The sequence below is a fragment of the Pseudomonas iranensis genome, from assembly GCF_014268585.2.
GTDB lineage: Bacteria > Pseudomonadota > Gammaproteobacteria > Pseudomonadales > Pseudomonadaceae > Aquipseudomonas > Aquipseudomonas iranensis.
In genome coordinates this window covers 3,641,206-3,661,951 of sequence record NZ_CP077092.1, presented here as the reverse complement: position 1 = coordinate 3,661,951, position 20,746 = coordinate 3,641,206, and the positions used below count along the sequence as shown (strand labels likewise).

General features: G+C 62.3%; 8 protein-coding genes. 4 read left to right on the top strand and 4 right to left on the bottom strand.

Annotated features, from left to right (window positions below; translation table 11 throughout):
• Window positions 1–1,035: 1,035 nt before the first annotated feature.
• The 4 genes from gspE (at window position 1,036) to HU724_RS16240 (ending at window position 17,854) form a co-directional block, all read left to right on the top strand.
• Window positions 1,036–2,442 carry a type II secretion system ATPase GspE gene (gene gspE / locus HU724_RS16255; RefSeq protein ID WP_186569709.1) on the top strand — a complete coding sequence of 469 codons (1,407 nt, stop codon included), beginning with the start codon at window positions 1,036–1,038 and terminating at the stop codon, window positions 2,440–2,442.
• Window positions 2,442–3,653: a type II secretion system inner membrane protein GspF gene (gspF, locus tag HU724_RS16250; protein WP_041480124.1), complete on the top strand. Its 1,212-nt coding sequence runs from the start codon at window positions 2,442–2,444 to the stop codon at window positions 3,651–3,653. Before gspE ends, gspF begins: the two co-directional genes overlap by 1 nt.
• A gap of 437 nt (window positions 3,654–4,090) precedes the next feature.
• A complete protein-coding gene (locus tag HU724_RS16245; protein WP_122698143.1) occupies window positions 4,091–5,194 on the top strand; it encodes a substrate-binding domain-containing protein in 1,104 nt (367 codons plus the stop codon).
• Between the two features lie 174 nt (window positions 5,195–5,368).
• Window positions 5,369–17,854 (top strand): filamentous hemagglutinin family protein, encoded by a 12,486-nt coding sequence (locus tag HU724_RS16240; protein WP_186569710.1) that lies wholly within the window; start codon window positions 5,369–5,371, stop codon window positions 17,852–17,854.
• Between the two features lie 59 nt (window positions 17,855–17,913).
• On the opposite strand, the gene HU724_RS16235 is transcribed toward HU724_RS16240, so the two are convergent.
• The 4 genes from HU724_RS16235 to HU724_RS16220 all read right to left on the bottom strand — a co-directional run bounded on the left by HU724_RS16235 (window position 17,914) and on the right by HU724_RS16220 (window position 20,603).
• On the bottom strand, window positions 17,914–18,126 hold the full coding sequence (locus HU724_RS16235; protein WP_262137240.1) for a type II toxin-antitoxin system RelE/ParE family toxin: 213 nt from the start codon (window positions 18,124–18,126) through the stop codon (window positions 17,914–17,916).
• Window positions 18,127–18,172: 46 nt separating this feature from the next.
• Window positions 18,173–18,367 (bottom strand): type II toxin-antitoxin system RelB family antitoxin, encoded by a 195-nt coding sequence (gene relB, locus HU724_RS16230; RefSeq protein ID WP_186569711.1) that lies wholly within the window; start codon window positions 18,365–18,367, stop codon window positions 18,173–18,175.
• Between the two features lie 230 nt (window positions 18,368–18,597).
• On the bottom strand, window positions 18,598–18,816 hold the full coding sequence (locus HU724_RS16225; RefSeq protein ID WP_042606898.1) for a hypothetical protein: 219 nt from the start codon (window positions 18,814–18,816) through the stop codon (window positions 18,598–18,600).
• A gap of 107 nt (window positions 18,817–18,923) precedes the next feature.
• Window positions 18,924–20,603 (bottom strand): MFS transporter, encoded by a 1,680-nt coding sequence (locus HU724_RS16220; protein ID WP_186569712.1) that lies wholly within the window; start codon window positions 20,601–20,603, stop codon window positions 18,924–18,926.
• Window positions 20,604–20,746: the final 143 nt, after the last annotated feature.

Sequence of the window (20,746 nt, the reverse complement as noted above, 5' to 3'; positions counted from 1 at the left end):
GGATAAATCCCCTCGCCACAGGGGATCCCATTGCCACTGAGGATTCCATTGCCACAGGGGATCGCATTGCCACGGTGCCGATTAAAGGGAGCACCCGGTTTTGACTGAGATGATCACTGTGGCGAGGGGATTTATCCCCGCTCGGCTGCGCAGCAGTCGCAAAACCGGTACACGCGATTTGCCTGGAGAAACCGGTTCTCAGGTTTTGGGTCTGCTTCGCAGCCCAACGGGGATAAATCCCCTCGCCACAGAGGTTCCCATTGCCACTGAGGATTCCATTGCCACAGAGGATCGCATTGCCACGGTACCGATTGAAAGGAGCAACCGGTTTTGACTGAGATGATGACTGTGGCGAGGGGATTCATCCCCGCTCGGCTGCGCAGCAGTCGTAAACCGGACACACGCGATTTGCCTGTAGAAAGCGGTTCTCAAGGTTTGGGTCTGCTGCGCAGCCCAACGGGGATAAATCCCCTCGCCACAGAGGTTCCCATTGCCACTGAGGATTCCATTGCCACAGGGGATCGCATTGCCACGGTGCCGATCAAAGGGAGCACCCGGTGTTGACTGAGATGATGACTGTGGCGAGGGGATTCATCCCCGCTCGGCTGCGCAGCAGTCGTAAACCGGGCACATGCGATTTGCCTGTAGAAACCGGTTCTCAGGTTTTGGGTCTGCTTCGCAGCCCAACGGGGATAAATCCCCTCGCCACAGGGGATCGCATTGCCACTGAGGATTCCATTGCCACGGTACCGATTGAAAGGAGCACCCGGTTTTGACTGAGATGATGACTGTGGTGAGGGGATTCATCCCCGCTCGGCTGCGCAGCAGTCGTAAAACCGGTACACGCGATTTGCCTGTAGAAACCGGTTCTCAAGGTTTGGGTCTGCTTCGCAGCCCAACGGGGATAAATCCCCTCGCCACAGGGGATCGCATTGCCACGGGGGATCGCATTGCCACTGGGGATCTCATTGCCACTGGGGATCTCATTGCCACAGAGGACCGCATTGCCATGGCGAATTGTGGGGAGGGTGAGCGATGAGTGCATTGCCTTACGCCTGGGCCAAGGCGCAGCGCATTCTGTTGCGCGATGGCGTGCTGACGGTGTGCCCATCGACGCCCGGCTGGTCGATAAGCGAAGTGCGTCGGCAGTTCGGCGCGACGCGGATCGAGCGGGTGCGTGATGACGAGCTCGACGGTTTGCTCGCCAGCGCTTACGCCGATACCGGCAGTGCGGCGGCGGTGGTGGGTGCGGCGGAAAACGAGGTCGATCTCGATCGGCTGATGCAGGACATACCGGAAATCACCGACCTGCTCGACACCCAGGACGGCGCGCCGGTGATTCGCATGATCAACGCTTTGCTCACCCAGGCCGCGCGCGATGAGGCCAGCGACATTCACATCGAGCCGTTCGAAACCCATTCGGTGGTGCGCTACCGCGTCGACGGCACCCTGCGCGATGTGGTCTCGCCGCGCAAGGCGTTGCACGGTGCGCTGGTGTCGCGGATCAAGATCATGGCCCAACTCGACATCGCCGAAAAACGCTTGCCGCAGGACGGTCGTATCGCGTTGCGCGTAGCGGGGCGGCCGATCGATATTCGGGTGTCGACGGTGCCCACCGGCCATGGCGAGCGCGTGGTGATGCGCCTGCTCGACAAACAGGCCGGGCGCTTGCATCTGGAAACCTTGGGCATGGATGCGCAGGTGTTGGCCAAACTCGACCATTTGATTCGCCAGCCCCACGGCATCGTCCTGGTCACCGGGCCGACCGGCAGCGGCAAGACCACCAGCCTCTACGCGGCGCTGGCGCGGCTGGATGCGAGCACCAGCAACATCCTTACCGTGGAAGATCCGGTGGAATACGATTTGCCGGGGATCAGCCAGATTCAGGTCAACGCCAAGATCGACATGACCTTTGCCCTCGCGCTGCGGGCGATTCTGCGGCAGGACCCGGACATCATCATGATCGGCGAAATCCGCGATCTCGAGACCGCACAAATCGCCGTGCAGGCCTCGCTCACCGGGCATCTGGTGCTGGCGACGCTGCACACCAACGACGCGGTGTCGGCGGTCAATCGCCTGATCGACATGGGCATTGAGCCGTTCTTGCTCGCGTCATCGATGCTCGGCGTCCTCGCGCAACGTCTGGTGCGGCGCCTGTGCAATCAGTGCAAACAGGAAGATCCGGCCACGCCCGGCACCTGGCGCCCGGTGGGCTGCGCAGCGTGCAATCACACCGGTTACAGCGGCCGCACCGGCATCCACGAATTGTTCTGCATCGACGACGACATTCGCACGCTGATCCACCAAGGGGCAGGGGAGCAGGCCCTGCGCGCGGCGGCGGCGAAAGCAGGGATGTTCAGCCTGCGTGAGGACGGTGAGCGCTGGATTCGCAGCGGTGCCACCGCGCCGGAAGAAATCCTTCGCGTGACACGGGACGCCTGATGAATCGCTATCGCTTTGAAGCGGCGGATGCCACGGGAAAAATCGAGTCCGGGCACCTTGAGGCGGACAGCCAGAGCGCAGCGTTCAGTGCCTTGCGCGGACGTGGCCTGACAGCGCTGTCGGTGCACGAGGAAAGCAACGTCGCCCGACACGGTGGCGGCGGTTTGTTCAGCGCCAGACTCTCCGACAACGACCTCGCCTGGGCCACGCGGCAACTGGCGAGCCTGCTCGGCGCCAGCCTGCCATTGGAAGCAGCACTGAGCGCCACAGTCGAGCAGGCCGAGAAAAAGCACATCGCCCAGACCCTCAGCGCCGTGCGCGCCGATGTGCGCAGCGGCATGCGTCTGGCGGAATCGCTGGCGTCGCGGCCACGGGATTTTCCCGAGATTTACCGCGCGCTGATTGCCGCTGGCGAAGAGTCCGGCGATCTCGCCCAGGTGATGGAACGGTTGGCCGATTACATCGAGGAACGCAACAACCTGCGCGGCAAAATTCTCACTGCGTTCATCTATCCGGGCGTGGTGGGGCTGGTGTCGATCGGCATTGTGATTTTCCTGCTCAGTTACGTGGTGCCGCAGGTGGTCAGCGCGTTCTCTCAAGCGCGGCAGGATTTGCCGGGGCTGACCCTGGCGATGCTCACGGCCAGTGATTTCATTCGCGCGTGGGGCTGGTTGTGTGCGGCGCTCATGGCCGGGGCGTTCTGGAGTTGGCGTTTGTATTTGCGCAATCCGGCGGCGCGCTTGAGCTGGCATCACCGGGTGTTGAAGTTGCCGCTGTTCGGGCGTTTCATTCTCGGCCTCAACACCGCGCGCTTCGCGTCCACGCTGGCGATTCTCGGCGGCGCCGGGGTGCCGTTGTTGCGTGCACTGGAAGCGGCGCGGCAGACCTTGTCCAACGACCGCTTGAGCCTGAGCGTCAGCGAGGCCACGGCGAAAGTGCGAGAAGGCGTCAACCTCGCCGCAGCGTTGCGCGTGGAGAATGTCTTCCCACCGGTGCTGATTCACCTGATCGCCAGCGGCGAGAAAACCGGCTCGCTGCCACCGATGCTCGAGCGTGCGGCACAGACGCTTTCCCGGGACATTGAACGACGGGCGATGGGCATGACCGCGTTGCTCGAGCCGCTGATGATTGTGGTGATGGGCGGGGTGGTGCTGGTGATTGTGATGGCGGTGTTGTTGCCGATTATTGAGATCAACCAGTTGGTGCAGTAGCCCAGTTTGATGTCGGCCGGGCCGGCCTCTTCGCGAGCAGGCTCGCTCCCACAGAGGAACGCATTTCAACCGTGGGAGCGAGCCTGCTCGCGAAAGCGCCAGTCCCGACAACACAAAACTCAAATATTTTGCACCGGCCTGACCCTCACCCGAGTCCCGATCCCGCCATCCTCGGGTTCTCCATTCTGTCATCTGCAACCACCCGCCAACGGCTCCAGCCCGATTCAGCCAAACCCGCGATCCAGACGCGCCGCAACCCACCGCATACACCCGAGAAATCCGCACCAAAATCCCCGCTCAGCTCCCGAGGTTTTTTCCTTTATCTGTCACCGGAAGCTGCGAATTTCTTCCTGCGGCTCCACTGCGGTGGACCCTCCCGGTGTCATGCAAGCCTTCCGAAACCTGTGTTCCAAACCAAGTTGAAAAGGAGATTCTTCATGTTCAAGCGCACTCTGATCGCCGCCTCACTGACCGTCGCCGCTCTGGCTTCCGCCCAGGCCATGGCCGTAACCGGTGGTGGCGCCTCGCTGCCTGCCGCACTGTACAAAGGTTCTGCCAACAGCATCCTGCCTGCCAACTTCAGCTACGCCGTGACCGGCAGCGGCATCGGCAAAAGCGCTTTCCTGACCAACAACGCTGCCCAGTTCAGCACCACCGGTACTGTGCACTTCGCCGCCAGCGACTCGATCCTCAGCGCTACGGAACTCAGCACCTACACCAGCAACTTCGGTGCTTCGTACGGCCCGTTGATCCAGCTGCCATCGGTGGCCACTTCGGTTGCCATTCCGTACAAAAAATCCGGTCAGACCGCGCTTAACCTGACCAGCGCTCAGTTGTGCGACGCGTTGTCGGGCACCAAGACTACCTGGGGCGCGCTGTTGGGTACCGCCGACACCACCGCAATCCGCGTGGTTTATCGCAGCACTTCGAGCGGCACCACCGAAATCCTCAGCCGTCACCTGAACTCGATCTGCCCGACCAAATTCGCCGTCAACTCCACCTTCACCAACGCTCGTCTGCCGGCCGGTTCCGCGCTGCCATCGACTTGGGTCGGCGTAGCCAACACCGCTGATGTGGCCACTGCGGTGAACGCCGTGGACGGTTCGATCGGCTATGTGGGTCCGGACGGCGTGAACGCCACCAGCAACGCTGTGGTTGCCCGCGTCAATGGCGTCCAGCCAACCAACGCTAACGTGACGCTGGCGCTGAGCACTGCACCGGTGCCAAGCGCACCTGCCAACCCGGCTGGCTGGGCCCCGGTCGTGCCTAACCCGGCAAGCGGTTACCCGATTGTGGCTTACACCAACTTCATCTTCGGCCAGTGCTACAAAGATGCAGCCGTGGCCACCGCCGTGCGCAACTTCCTGACCACCCACTACAGCAACCCGGGCAACAACGTCGCCACCGTCGCCCACAGCTTCACGCCGGTTCCCAACAACTGGAAAACCGCTGTGACCGCCAACTTCATCACCAACACCTCGGGCAATAACCTGGACATCAACAACGCCAACGCCTGCAACGGCATTGGCCGTCCTTTGTAAGCCTTGTCTCAACTGCAATGAAACGGCAGCAGCCTTCGGGCTGCTGTTTTTTTTTGCCGATTTACTCCTTGATCATGAAGTTTGTGTGACATCCGTTCGGTCGTGAGGCTCGCCAACTGCCTATGTCGTAACAGCAGGGCTGATCCGACCTGCCACCCAAAAGGACCTGTAGTGATGCTTGCTCGCACCTCCCGTCACAGTAACCGTATCCGGCCGATCAAACGTGGCGCGGGCGATCCCGCACAGTGGCTGCTCAAGCCATTGGCGCAAGCCGTCGCCTTGTGTCTGGTGGCGGGCAGTGCCGAGGCGGCGACAGCGTTCAGTTCCACCTGGTTTGCCGCGAAGGGCGCGGCGCAGCAGGCTTCGGCGTCGCGTCCGGGAGGGGGTGGTCTGCCGGGAATGACCCCACCGCTGGCACAGCAGCAACGGGCCAGCCAGCAGTTGCAGCGCTCTTTGCAGACACTCAATAACACCGTGGCAGCGATTGCCGCTCAGCAGGCCGCACAAGCCGCTGGACGTGCCGCCGCATTGGGCAGTGTGCAAGTGGTTCCGGACGGATTGGGCGAGGGCGGCCTGAAGGTCGATAACAGCCTGAGCCAGGGCTGGATGAACGCCAAAGGCCCGCAACAGACCCAGGCCGACGGCAAGACCACGGTGAAGATCGAGCAGACCGCCGACAAGGCGATTCTCAATTGGGAAACGTTCAACGTCGGCCGCAATACCACAGTGGAATTTGCCCAGCAGGCCAACTGGGCGGTGCTCAATCGCGTCAACGATCCGAGCGCACGGGCCAGCCAGATTCAGGGGCAGATCAAAGCGGACGGCACGGTGATGCTGATCAACCGCAACGGCATCGTCTTCAGCGGTGGCAGCCAGGTCAATGTGCGAAATCTGGTAGCGGCAGCCGCGAACATGACCGATGCACAATTTCGCGATCGGGGTCTGTATTTCGACAGCACCGGCAGTCAGCCAACCTTCACCGACGCTGCTGGCAAAGTCCTGGTGGAGCGTGGCGCAGCCATACAAACGCATCAACCTGCGCTCTCCACCGACGCCGGCGGCTATACCTTGCTGCTCGGCCAGGACGTGCAGAACGACGGCTCGATCAGTACGGCCAAAGGTCAGACGGTGCTGGGTGCGGGGGACCGTTTCCATATCCGCAAGGGCTCGGGCACCGACGGTAATGGTTATTCAACCACTTTCGGCAGTGAGGTCATTCCCGGTTTCAAGGCTGACAGCTCGGGCAAGGTCAGCAACACCGGCCTGATCCAGGCATCCACCGGCGACATCACCCTGACCGGCCGCGACGTTGTGCAAAACGGTGTGCTGCTGGCGAGCACTTCGGTGGCGACGCGCGGCACCGTGCATTTGCTCAATCCGGCCAGCGATGCCCAAGGCCGTGTGACCCTGGGCGAAAATGGCGTCAGTGCGATTCTGCTCGACAGCAGTGATCTCACGGCCCTGGACAGCCAGCGCGAGGCCGCGCTGACCGGCGTCAATGCCAACAACCGGATCCGCAGCGATCAGTCACGCATCGACATCGGCAGCGGCGGCACCGTCGAATTCAAAAGCGGCTCGATCACCCTTGCCACCGGTGGGCAGGTGGCGGTTGCCGCGGGACGGCGCAGTCTATTGCGCGAGGGGGCGGTGATCGACGTGTCCGGCGCCCTCGGCGTCAAAGTGGCGATGGCAAACAACAACATCAAGATCAACGTCCAGGGCAACGAGCAGCGTGATGCGCCGGTCAATCGCGAGAACGGCGCGCTCAACAGTAACGACATCTGGGTCGATGTCCGTGAGCTGGTATTCGTGCCGGCGGGCACCAACGGTTACGCCACCGACCGCTGGTACACCGCCGGTGGGTTGTTGGAGGTCGGCGGATACCTCGGCACTCAGGGCCATGGCGTTGGTGAATGGATGGCGCAGGGCGGTGAGGTGCGGTTTTCCGGACAGGACGTGATCAGCGAAAAAGGTTCGCTGATCAATGTGTCCGGCGGCACGCTTGATGTGCAGGGCGGCGAGATTCGCCAGAGCTGGCTGCGCGGTGCGGACGGGCGGTTATACGAAGTGTCGCGTGCGCCGGGCGATATTCTCTACAACGGTCTTTACAAAGGTTACGAAAGTCACAGCGAGCGCTGGGGCCAGACGGATTATTTCTATAGCCCGCTGATCGCGCCGACGCGTCGTCAGGAAGCGGGTTACACCGTTGGCCGGGATGCCGGCCAGTTGGTGATCGCCACGGGCAACGCCGTGCTGGAAGGCCAGCTGTTGGGTGAGGTGTTTCAGGGCGAACGGCAAATCCAGGCACCGCGGGCAGGTCTGGACGGCTATGCCCAGACCCAGACCGCCCGGGCGCGGCGAGGGCAGTTGGTGGTTGGCAGTTACGATGCTGCTTATGTCGCTGCCAGTGCCGGCCTGCTCTATCAACTCGACCCGATGCTCGATCAGGTGCAAGTGGGGGGCGCGCATGCCAGCGTAGCGAACGCAGCGCTGACCGACGCGGTCGCGGCAGAACGCGCAGGCAAACTGTTCCTCGATGCCGGGCTGCTCAATGGTTTCGCGCTGGGCGCGCTGAAGATCTCGGCGAAAAACACGATTGAAGTCAATGAAGGCGTGACGGTGGATCACGGTGGCAACATCACCCTGTTCAGCCCTGACGTGCAGGTCAATGCCGATCTGAGTGCGCAAGGCGGCAGCCTGCAATTGGGCAACGTTTTGAACCAGCTCGCCACCGATCGGCGTGATGACACCAGTCTCCAGGTTTCAGCAGGCAAGCAAGCGCGAGTGACGGTTGCGCAGGGTGTGCAGCTGCAGACACGCGGTCTGTGGCGCAACCTGTCGAGTAACCCGGACGACGCGGGCGGCCTGGCGTACCTCAATGGCGGGACAGTGTCGATCCGCAGTACCGGCGACATTCTGCTGGCCAGTGGCAGTCTGGTCGATGTTTCGTCGGGCGGTGCGGTATTGGCCAACGGCAAGACGCGTGGCGGCAAGGGTGGCGACGTGACGCTTGAATCCAGCGCCAACAGTGCGCCAGGCCTGTCGCGCATGGTGCTCGATGGCGAGGTGCAGGGCTATGGCGTGAACGGCGGCGGCACCTTGACCGTGCAGGCCAGCAAGGTGCGGATCGGCGCTTCCGGCGAAGTGGCCGAAGAACAGACCTTGCGCCTGACGCCGGAGCTGTTCCGCACGGGGTTCAGCGCCTACAACATCATCGGTCTGAAGGGGCTGGAGGTCGCCGCGCAAAGCGCGATCGATGTGCAGATGCCGGTCTATCGATTTGGCGAATCCGCCTCGACCATTGTGTCCGGTATGTCGCCGCGCGCTGCGCTGGAGCTATGGACGCCCGCGTTATTTCAGGAAGACCCGCTCAAGGGCGTCTTGACGCAAAGGGCCGGCGCTTCTGTCGCATTGCAGGCCGGCGCGACGCTTGCTGGCTTGATTGATCCCGCCAGCAGTCCGTTGTCGATTGGCGAAGGCTCACGGATCAGTGTCGATCCCGGCCAGCGCATCGGTTTGCGCGGGGCAGGCCAGATCACGCTTGATGGTGAACTCAACGCCTGGGGCGGTGTTGTCGATATCCGTCAACAGCAGTTCGGCGCGATTGATGTGGCGACGTCCTTGCAAGAGGCCGATCCGACCCCGCACAACCGTTCGATCTGGATCGGTGAACATGCCTTGATCGATGTCGCCGGTCGGGCAGCGACCGCTGTCGATGCGCTGGGCCGCGTCTACGGCCAGGTTGGCAAGGGTGGCTCGATCATTGTCGGTGGCGAGATTGATGTGAAGAAAGTCACGGCGACCGCTGCCGATGCTTTCGTCATCATCCGCAACGGTGCGCGACTGGAAGCGTCCGGTGCGCAAGCCGTGCTCGATAGCGGTGGGCAAGGCCCCGCTCGTGTGGCCACCGATGGCGGACGGATCACCCTGAGTTCCTACAATGGTCTGTTCATCGAGGGCAGTCTGCAGGCCAATGCTGGCGGTGCGGGTGCGGCGGGCGGGCGTCTGGAGATCGCTCTGGATACACCGGCGTACGGTTCCGCGAACTTGAGCAATGCGGTGCGCGTGCCACGTGAACTGATCATTGCCCAAGGGCCTGCGCCGGCACTGCCGCAGCCGCTGCGAGCGGGAGAGGCTTCGCCACTTTTACGCTACGGGCGTACACGCTTGAGTGCCGATCAGCTTATGAGCGGTGGCTTCGACAGCGTGAGTCTGCTGAGCAACGGTCTGATGACGTTCGACGGCGATGTCGACCTGCACATGGGACAGGGCCTGAGCCTGTTCGCCGGTTCCCTTTCATTGGCCGAGTCGGCGAGTGACAGCGCCCGGGTCAACCTCAGCGCACCTTACCTGCGCCTGTCAGGGCTGGGCACCTATTTCAGCTCGGAAGTCAAAGTGCGTCCGCGGGTGATGAGCAATCCGACAGCGCAGTTGTCCGGCGCGCAATTCACCGCCAGCGCGAACCTGCTGGACCTGGGCAACTCGCTTTCATTCGGCACCGAAGGGACTCTCGTGCAATCGGCCGCACCGGCCCTGGCGGTCAGCCGCCGTGGCTTTGGTCTGGTCACGCTGGACAGCCAGGGCGACCTGCGCTTCCTCGCGCCAACCGATGAACAGCAGCGCAGCCGTCTGTGGACTGCGGGTGACATGCACATGCGGGCTGCGCAGATCTACCCGGCCAGTGGCGTCTCGGCTGAGGTGCGAGTGGGCTATCAGAGTATGGCCGGATCGGTGCCGGAGCATACGTTGCGTATCGGCAATCACGGGGCGGCGCCGACCGCTTTGCCTTACTCGGTGTTCGGCAGCCTGACACTCAGTGCGGGACAGATCGAGCAGGGCGGCGTCATTCGTGCGCCCTTGGGGCTGATATCCCTGGGTGATGACGTCATTGTCAAAACCCGTGAACTTCACCTTCTGCCGGGCAGCGTGACTTCAGTCAGCGCCGCCGGACTGGTCATGCCCTATGGAGGAACCACCGACGGTATCGACTATCGGTACAACGGTAAGTCGGTGATGTTGAATGGCATTGCCGGAGCGACCTCCGGGGTCATCCTTGATGCGCAATACACCAATGTGCAGGCCGGGGCGGTGATCGACCTTTCGGGCGGCGGCGATTTGCGCGGTGCCGGTTTTGTCTCCGGACGAGGTGGCTCCACCGATGCGCGTTTCAATCCGCTGGTACGCAATGCCACCGATGGCACCTTCAGTTTGCCGGGGCTGGCCAATAACCCCGTGTATGCAATCGTGGCCGGTGACCAGAGCCGCTATGCGCCGATGCTGGCCGAGGCCGGCGCGGTCGACCCGCGTATCGGCCAGCAGATCACCCTCGGGACCGGCGTTGCCGGACTGGCACCCGGCACCTACACCTTGTTGCCATCGACCTTTGCCTTGTTACCGGGCGCCTTCCGGGTCGAAATCAATGGTCAAGCGATTGCGGGGCCGATGGACAGTGCGTTGAAGTTGCGCAATGGCTCGTGGACCACGGCCGGACAGCTGTCGATTGCCAACACCGGTATCCGCGACAGTTTGCCCAGCCAGGTCATCGTGACGTCCGCCGATGTGCTGCGGCGCTATTCACAGTACAACGAAACCGGGTTCAGCCAATTTGTGCTCAACGATGCTGCCCGCCGCGGTCTGCCGCGCGCCCGCACACCGCTGGACGGCAACACGCTGCACCTGCGCATGGTCAGTGGCGGCGAGCACGACTCAGCCCTGGACTTCAACGGGCAGGTGCTGTTCAAACCTGCCAGCGGCGGGGTCATTGGTACGGCGGTCGTTCAGGGCGGTTATACCGGCGCAGAGTTTGAAATTCTCGGTGCCGGGCATACGCGAACGCCAGGGTTCGACGGTGTATCGCTGTACGCCGACACCCTCAACCGCTTGAATGCCGGACGTTTGACCATCGGTGGCACCCCAACCGTGTATTACGGTGCGGAGGGCGGCTCGATCAAGGTGATCGGCAATACCTCGGCGATTCGTCTGCGCGAGGGCGCGATCCTCTCGGCGCCAGAGGTTGTGCTGAGCAGTAACAGCGCCAATGGCGGCATCACCATCGATGCGGGAGCGGGCGTCAATACCTTGGGGCGAGGTGACGTCCCGTATGATGCCGCAGCCGGTTTCGTCTACGAGCCGGGGCGCTCCAGCCTGCTGGTGGTGTCCAACGGCTGGACGCCGGTGCTTGCGCCCACCGATGGCGGGGGCGGGAGCATTCGTATCGGCAACTGTCCGACGGCCGATTGCACCGCTGCGGCGTTGCTGTACTCCAACGGCAGCATCATCGCCGCCACTGACAAAGACTTCGAACTGGGCGAAAGCGTGCGCTTTGGCACTCGCCAACTCGGGCTTTCGGTCGGTGTGGTCAATGCCGGCAGTGCGCAAGCACTGGCCGCAGCCAGCGGCCGCACACCCGCGGGCCTGACGCTTAACCAGAACGTGCTGGATCGCCTGTTGCAGGGCGACACGCAATCTGGCGCCCCCGCCCTGGAAACCCTGAGTCTGGTGGCCCGCGATGCGTTCAACTTTTTCGGCAGCGTGACCCTCGACACCATTGATCCGCAGACCGGCCAGAGCCGTTTGCAGAATCTGGTGTTGGGTAGCCCGGCCATCTACGGCTCGGGCGCTGCCACCGATGTCGCGACGATCCGCACCCGCAATCTGATCTGGAACGGGGCCACTCAGGCCCCGGGTACGGTGGTCAAGGACGGCGCCGGCAACGGGCACGGTACGCTGGATATTCAGGCGCAGCGGATCGAATTGGGTTATGGCCCGAACCCGCAGCCCAATGGCCTGGATCGCAATGACCGACTGGCCCTGGGGTTTGCCAACGTCAACCTCAACGCCAGCGAGCGCATCACCGCCAACCACAAGGGCAGTCTGGCGGTGTACGAATCCCAAGGAGCTTACGACGCGGTCAAGGGGTTCAGCTACAGCGGCGGCAATCTCAATCTGCGCACGCCATTGCTGACCGGCGAGGCCGCCTCGGTCAGTGAACTCAAGGCGGGCAACAACCTGACTCTGAGTGGTAGCGCCACAACGGCTGCCGCGGATGCCCTCGGTGCGCAACTGAGCCTGACGGCACGCAGTGTTGTGCTCGACAGTCGCATCGTCCTCGCCAGCGGCAAGCTGCTGGTCAATGCCGAGGATGATCTGCTGCTTGGCAGCGGCGCGCAGGTGGACATGGCGGGCCGGGTTCTGCCGTTCAATGATGTGCAGAAATACAGCTGGGGCGGCGACGTGTCGTTGCAGAGCAACAACGGCAATATTCGTCAGTTGGCGGGCTCGCGAATCGATCTGTCCGCCGTCAACAATCAGGCCGGCCAATTGAACGTTGTGGCCCTGGCCACTGACGCTGGACAGGTTGATCTGCAAGGGCAGATTGTCGGCAGCAGCAGTGGCTATTACGACGCGGGCGGTACGTGGGTGCCGTACAAGGCCGGTGGCGTGGACATTCGCGCCCAGCGCCTGGCGGGTGATTTGAGCGAGGCCTTTGCCAGCCTTAACCTGCGCTTGAATGCCGGCGGGGTAGTGGGCAGTCGAAGCTTCCAGTTCAAGCAAGGCAGTCTGCGTATCGGTAACGAACTCAAAGCGGGCGAAGTCAATGTCTCGGTGGACAACGGCAACCTGACCGTGGACGGGGTGATCGATGCCAGTGGTGAACGGGTCGGCAGCATTCGCCTTGCCGGCAAAAACGGTTTGAACCTGACAGGCAACGCGCTGCTCGATGCCCATGGCCGCGTACTGCGCGTCGACAGCTACGGCAAAATCATCGACGCACCGAACCGCGCCATGGTTGAACTCAATTCAGGTGACGGCGTGCTGACGCTGGCCGCTGGTGCACGGATTGACCTGCGTCACGGCACCGATGCAGTGCCTGGAAACCAGGCGGGGCAACGCGATGACGTGTTGCGTGGGACGCTGGAGCTGAATGCACCGCGCCTGGGCGGCGGTGACATTGCGGTGGATGCCAGCGGTACGTTGAGTATTCAAGGTGCCCGCTCCATCGGGCTGAATGCCGTGCGAAGTTACAGTGATGCTGCCGATGGCACCGATCCGGCGGCCAGCGGTCGCCCGTATCAAATGATCGATCAAGCCTACCTGGATCGCATTGACTCAGACAGCAGCGGCTTTATCGATGCGGCGCTGGGTAACAGTGATCTGCTACAACGCAAACTGGCCGGCCTCAACAATGCGACCTATGCCGATGCGTTTCATCTGCGCCCGGGGGTGGAAATCGTCAGCAAAACCGCTGACGGCGATCTGGTGGTGCAGGGCGATCTCGACTTGTCCGGCTACCGTTACGCCAGCCTCAACCCGCACACTCGCCGGACCTCGGTGTATGGCAGCGGGGAAGCGGGCAGCCTGTTGATCCGTGCCGGTGGCAACCTCGATATCTACGGGAGCATCAACGACGGTTTCGCACCGCCGCCGGAAACCGTGGACGACGCTGGCTGGAAACTGTTGCCGGGGATACAGCCTTTCGGCGGTGACCTGATCGTACCGGGCAGTGGTGTCAGCCTTGCCGAAGGGACGCTCTTTCCGGTTGGCGCCACCTTGAATTACGACCTGCCGATTCAAGCCGCCACACTGGCTGCGGGCACGGTGTTGCCGGTTCAGAGCACTTTGGCCGCACCTTACGCGTTACAGGGTGGAACGGTGCTGGCCGGCGATGTGCATGACGCGGCGGGTAACCTGATGTATGCCGCCGGTACGTTGCTCGACAACGCTGTGACCCTGCCGACCGGCAGTCGTTTGGGTGCAGGTATCCGCTTGAACAACGCCACCGCACTGCAGGCCGTGCTCTGGCCCAAAGGCGTGCCGCTGCCGGGTGCGGTTGATGCCGACAATAAGACGGTGGGTGTGGTGTTGAACGGAACGTTGGCGCTGTTGCGGGGTTCGCTGATTCCCTCCATGACCAACGTGAAGCTCGCCGATGGCACGGTATTCCTCGATCTGCGTCCTGCCAATGGAAACCAGCAAGGTCGAAACTGGGCGATCGCCAGCATGCTGCCGGCGGGCAGTGCGTCGTGGTCGATGCGCATGGTGGCAGGGGCCGATCTGACCGCGGCCGACAGCCGTAGCGTGAAACCTCAGGCCAGCGTCGGCAACTTGCAGATGGCCGACACTCACTATGGTGTGAGCATGATCGAGGTGGCCGGCAAACTGGTCTGGGCGGTGGATAACGAGTATGGCTTTACACCGTACGAACCGGTTCCCGAGGAATACCTTGTGCTCTGTGATATCGCTCCCGGTTCTTGCGCGCCCATGGCGCGCAGTGTGTGGGCGCCTGGCAACTGGATGGGCATGCCGGATTACACACCGATGAACGATGACGAATTGTTCTGGTGCTCCATCGACCCGGCACTGTGCATTGAAAACAATCCGAGCAAGAGCGCCCAGGCCCATACGCAGATGTTCAGCGTTTTGCGTACTGGCACCGGCGACCTGGATTTGATGGCGGCCGGTAACCTCAGCATGGCCTCACCTTTCGGCGTCTACACCGCCGGCACCCAATCGGCAGACGTCGACGCGCGTTATAACCAGCCCCGCGGAAGGCTGTCGGCTGATGGCTCGGTATTGGGCAGCGCTGGCAGCGATTACGAAAAATGGGTCGATGGCGGCAGTGCCAACCTCTACCAGGCCTGGTATCCGCAGATGGGCGGTAACCTGACGATCAATGCCGGCGGGTCTGTGTCGGGTGACGTGCTTGGCCGTCGCTCGGTCGCCACGGGCGACGGTACGCGGGAGCAGGTGCCGAGTGTGGCGGTGGGCAATTGGCTCTGGCGCCAGGGTACCGGCAACAACGATGTACCGACTGCCTGGTGGATCAATTTCGGCAGCTACGCTGCGCAGCCATTGCCAGCGCTGGGCGAGGAAACCAGACCTTATCTGGTAGGCTTTACCGGGTTCGGTACGCTGGGCGGCGGCAACATCAGTCTGAGCGCCGGCGGGGATGCTGGCATGCTCAAGGCCATGGGCGACGACAGGTATGCGTCGTACCCTCGCAGTCAGGGGTTGATCGTGGCTGTCGGCAGTACGGGCCGCGTGGACAGTGACGGGAACCTGCAACTGACCGGTGGCGGAGACCTGGATATTCGTCTGGGCGGTGTCCTTAATCCGTCTCTGCAGGCACGTGCCGGCCTGGCGGGTACCGGCACGCCGACGCACGACTTGCAGGGCGCGCTAATCAACCTGCGCGGTGCGGCGCAACTGACGGGCGCCGCGTTGGGCGGTATCAATCTGCAGTACGGCGCCTCGGCGCTGTTTCATGACCCACGGGAAACGCGCGCCTTCGACCCGTTCAACTCGACGGCCAGCAATGCCAGTGGTGGGCTGGTGCTGATTCCCGGTGACTCCGGCATGCGCCTCAACACCCGCGGCGATCTGGTGTTGGGTGGCGCCGCCGATCCGGGCCGCGTGAGGTTGCAGAATTCCACACCGTTTACCACGGCGGATGGCATTTACCATGCCGGTGGCGGTTTGAGTGGTTTCTCGCTGTGGACCGATCACACGGCCATCGATTTGTTCTCGGCCGGCGGCAACCTGACGCCCAGCACCCAGTTGATGGAAACCACCGGGCAGGACCCCGTCGCCGGGCTTAACGGGTCACCGACCGATGACCGCTTCGTCTTTCCTTCGATATTGCGTGCCGTGGCCGGCCAAGGCTCGATTTATGCGGGACCATCAGCGGCCTACGGCATAGGCAACCCGGCGCCGGCTCTGGCCTGGTCATTGCTGTTGGCACCTTCCAGCGCGGGGCAGCTTGAACTGATCGCTGGGGATTCGATCTATGCCGGCGGCTACGCCATCAACCAGTCAGGGGCCAGCCCGGCGGCGCTCGCCACACCGTTTGCACCCGCGTTCAATGGCTACGGCAACAACCAGTCCGCTCGGCCGATCACGACCAACGCCGGAAGCGATGGTGTGCTGGCGCAAACCAATTCGCGCTATCCACTGTTTGCCTTTGGTCCCGATAGCTACTCGGGGTTGAGCAGTGTTCAGGGGCCGGCGCGCTTCTATGCACTGACCGGTGACCTGGTAGGAATTCGCACGGGCGAAACGCTGGCGTTCGCGACCACGAAGCGCACCTGGTATGAATCGGCAGGCCCGGTGTGGATGGTGGCGGGGCGTGACATCGTGGCGTCCGGTACCAATTTGGGGCAACCCACGTTTGCGCCCGTTGGGGGCATGAGTCGCAACAACGAACAGATCGCGTCTACCGGCAATCTGTTCGTGCATAACGATGCGCGCGACATTTCGCGGGTTTCGGCCGGGCGAGACATTCTCTACAGCAGCTTCGACATTGCCGGCCCGGGTGTTCTGGACGTCAATGCCGGGCGCAATATCCTGATGGAAGATCGCGCCAGCATCACCAGCCTCGGCCCTGTCGTGGCAGGTGATCAGCGCCCCGGTGCGAGCATCGTGATGCAAGCGGGTGCGGGCGCGCAGGGGCCGGATTACTCACAGTTCATTGCGCGTTATCTGAACCCGCGAAACGTAGCGGATTCTGCTGTGGCCCTCAGCGCGCAGCCGGGCAAAGTGGTCAAGACCTACGTCGAAGAACTGCAGAGCTGGCTGAGCCTGGGTTATGGCTTCAAGGGTAGCGCCGAACAGGCGCAAGCCTTCTTCGCCGCACTGCCGAGTACCGAACAGGCGATCTTCGCCCGCCAGGTGTACTTCGCCGAATTGCGTGCCGGTGGCCTGGAATACACCGATGCCGACGGCCCGCGCACTGGCAGTTACCTGCGCGGTCGCAACGCCATTGCGGCACTGTTCCCGACCACTGATGTCGCCGGCAATCCGATCCGTTACGACGGCGATATCACGATGTACGGTGGCGCCGGGGTCAAGACGCTGTTTGGCGGCGATATCCAGATGCTCACACCGGGCGGTGGCCAGGTGTTCGGCATCGAAGGCGCGGCGCCGCCGTCGACGGCGGGGATCATCACTCAGGGTTCGGGCGACATTCAGCTGTATTCGCAAGGCAGCATTCTGCTCGGCCAGAGCCGGATCATGACCACCTTCGGCGGCTCGATTCTTGGCTGGTCCGCCGAGGGCGATATCAACGCCGGTCGCGGCTCGAAAACCACCGTGGTCTACACGCCGCCAAAACGTGTCTACGACACTTGGGGCAACGTCACGCTGTCGCCGTCGGTGCCGAGTACCGGCGCCGGTATCGCCACGCTCAACCCGATCGCCGAAGTGGCACCGGGCAACATCGACCTGATCGCGCCACTGGGCACCATCGATGCCGGCGAGGCGGGGATTCGCGTGTCAGGCAACGTCAACATCGCCGCGCTGACGGTGGTCAACGCCGCGAACATTTCGGTGCAGGGCAAAGCGACCGGCGTGCCGGTGGTGTCAGCGGTGAATACCGGCGCGATCACCTCGGCCAGTTCGGCGGCATCCTCAGCCACCCAAGCGGCGGAAGACGTCGCCCGGCAGCAACAGGCAGCGGCGCGGCAGAACCAGGCCTCGGTGTTCACCGTGCAGGTACTCAGCTTCGGCAACGAGCAACTGGCACCGTCGCGCGATGGTGCCAGTCGCGCGCCAGCGACCGGTTACAACCCGGACAGCCCGGTGCAGGTGCTGGGCGCCGGGGCGCTGGATGAACAGGCGAAACAGCAGCTGACCGAGGAGGAGCGTGGGCAGCTGACGTTGTAGAGGACTCTCGTGCAGTACGTTTGGGCGGCCGGTTGGCCGCCTTTTTTTGGGTTGAAAGGTCAGGGATATTTCTTTCGGGCATGAATTACCGTCAGTATTCGGATCTGGCCATTCACCCGATAGACCAGCAGATAGTTCGGATGAATCACCATTTCGCGAGTGCCCGGTATCCGGCCGAAGCGAAAACCATGTGGAACTGAAGAAAGCGTCTGCGCAGCCGCTCCAACTTTGCGAAGCAGCGATGCTGAAGCGCGAAGGTTGAATTGCTCAATGTATCCAGTAATGTCAGCCAGATCGTCGAGAGCCTGATCGCTCCATCTAACCGGCAGCGCGTCGATTTTTGCGTCTCTCTTCTATCTTTTGGGCCAGAATCACCATTGCCTCATCGTGAGGGATTCCAGGTCGCGGATCATCAAGTGCAGCTTGTACTTTGGCCCGATACCAAAGGTCATAGCTCGCAGCCTCTTCTTCGGTTTCGAAGTCTGAAACAATAAGTGAGAGTTCAGCGCTCATCATGACCTCCATGAACAATGTGAAGCAGTCTAAGGGGGATGTGGCTCGTTGTCGTCACTGGCGGGACGAGGGAGACATCATCCGCAAACAGACGATGCAAATCTGTCAGACGCTTCGCTTGTGATGCACGTGAAGTCGATCAGCTGTGTAGTTCGATTCTGTAGGAAATCAGCTTTTGGTCATCGGGCTGACAGCCGCCGCTCAAAGCCGCGGCCACAGCCACGCTGCACTCAGTTACCGTCTGCAACCTTACGCTCGATCTCATCGACCTTACGCTGCAGCTCTTCGGCTTCCTGCTCTTTGACCCGAGTGGAAGACGGCGTGATGACCTTGTCCACGCCTTCGGTCTTGCCGTCGCGGTCCTGCAGATCGCGCTCGACCACGTTCACCGGTTTGCCGCTGGCATCGGTGGGCGGGGCGTTGGGGGTTTTGTCGTCGTTGGGGTTCATGGCGCTGGCCTCCTGTGGGTGTAAACATTGGAGACAGCGCGGCGGCAGACGTTCGAAATTTTTCAGCGCCAGGGCCCTCTCCCGCAGGAGAGGGCGCTGCGGCTTTTTCAGTCTTTCAGAATGTCGCGATCCTTGGTTTCCGGCAGGAAGAACGTGCCGAGTATCGCCGTCGCCACTGCAATCACGATCGGGTACCACAGCCCGTAGTAGATGTCACCGGTGGCGGCGACCATGGCGAACGCCACGGTCGGCAGGAAGCCGCCGAACCAGCCGTTGCCGATGTGGTAGGGCAGCGACATCGAGGTGTAGCGGATGCGCGTCGGGAACAGTTCGACCAGCCACGCGGCGATCGGGCCATAAACCATGGTCACGTAGATCACCAGCACGGTGAGCAGGAGCAGCATCATCGGGTAATTGATTTTCGCCGGATCGGCTTTTTCCGGATAACCGGCGTCTTTCAACGCCGCGCCGAGGTTGGCGGTGAAGGCGTCGTTGCGGGCCTTGAAGTCGGCGGCGGGGAGGGTGCTGCCTTCGAAACTCTCGATGACGCGATCACCGATGCGCACCTGCGCCACCGTGTTCGGTTCGGCAGCAACGTTCTCATAAGGGATCGCGCGTTTCGCCAGCAAGGTTTTCGCAAGATCGCAGGAGCTGGTGAATCTGGCCTTGCCCACCGGATCGAACTGGAATGAACACTGATCAGGATTGGCGATCACTTTGACCGGATTTTTCTCCTGCGCGACGAACACGTCCGGGTTGCCGTACTGGGTCAGCGCAGTAAAGATCGGAAAGTAGGTCAAAGCAGCCAGAATGCACCCGGCCATGATGATCGGTTTGCGCCCGATGCGATCGGACAGGCTGCCGAAAATCACGAAGAACGGTGTGCCGATCAGTAGCGATCCGGCGATCAGCAGGTTGGCGGTCTGCGCGTCGATCTTCAGTGTTTGCAACAGGAAGAACAGCGCATAGAACTGCCCGGTGTACCAGACCACTGCTTGCCCGGCGGTGCCGCCGAGCAGCGACATGATCACCACTTTGAGATTGTCCCAGCGCGCAAAGGATTCAGTCAGCGGCGCTTTCGAGGCCTTGCCTTCGTCCTTCATTTTCTGAAATACCGGCGACTCGCTCAGTTGCAGGCGAATGTACACCGACACGGCCAGCAGAATGATCGACAGCAGAAACGGAATCCGCCAGCCCCACGCTTCGAACGCCTCGTTACCCAGCGCCGTGCGACAGGCGAGAATCACCAGCAACGACATGAACAGACCGAGGGTGGCGGTGGTTTGAATCCACGAAGTGAAAAAGCCACGCCGGTTGCGTGGTGCGTGCTCCGCTACGTAGGTTGCCGCGCCGCCGTATTCACCACCCAGCGCCAGACCTTGGAGCAGACGCAGGGTGATCAGAATCACCGGGGCAGCGACGCCGATAGTGGCGTAGCCCGGCAGCAAACCGACGATTGCCGTCGACACGCCCATGATCACGATGGTGATCAGAAACGTGTGCTTGCGCCCGATCATGTCACCCAGGCGCCCGAAGACGATGGCGCCGAACGGCCGCACCGCAAACCCGGCGGCAAAGGCCAGCAGGGCAAAGATGAACGCGGTGGTTTCGTTGACGCCGGCGAAGAAGTGCTTGGCGATGATCGCCGCCAGTGAGCCGTAGAGGTAAAAGTCGTACCACTCGAAAACCGTGCCCAGCGAGGAGGCGAAGATGACCTTGCGCTCCTCCTTGGTGATGCCGCCGCTGCGCGGTGGCGTGCCGGTGGATGCTGTGTCGATTGTGGCCATGGGTGTTCTCCGTCGTGCTTATTGTTGTAGGCCGGAGTCCCCCGTTACTGCCTGTCGCACTCTGGCCCGTCGGCATCTGTCGCCATCGCTGTCGCGTGAAGCTTGCACAGTCTGACCGCCTCGCAGGGCTGCAAGGTTTCCTG

What these genes read in the sequence shown, in the direction of transcription:
- HU724_RS16240 (WP_186569710.1), top strand. Translation starts at nt 5,369, where the DNA reads ATGCTTGCTCGCACCTCCCGTCACAGTAACCGTATCCGGCCGATCAAA.
- HU724_RS16220 (WP_186569712.1), bottom strand. Translation starts at nt 20,603, where the DNA reads ATGGCCACAATCGACACAGCATCCACCGGCACGCCACCGCGCAGCGGC.
- HU724_RS16225 (WP_042606898.1), bottom strand. Translation starts at nt 18,816, where the DNA reads ATGAACCCCAACGACGACAAAACCCCCAACGCCCCGCCCACCGATGCC.
- gspF (WP_041480124.1), top strand. Translation starts at nt 2,442, where the DNA reads ATGAATCGCTATCGCTTTGAAGCGGCGGATGCCACGGGAAAAATCGAG.
- gspE (WP_186569709.1), top strand. Translation starts at nt 1,036, where the DNA reads ATGAGTGCATTGCCTTACGCCTGGGCCAAGGCGCAGCGCATTCTGTTG.
- relB (WP_186569711.1), bottom strand. Translation starts at nt 18,367, where the DNA reads ATGAGCGCTGAACTCTCACTTATTGTTTCAGACTTCGAAACCGAAGAA.
- HU724_RS16245 (WP_122698143.1), top strand. Translation starts at nt 4,091, where the DNA reads ATGTTCAAGCGCACTCTGATCGCCGCCTCACTGACCGTCGCCGCTCTG.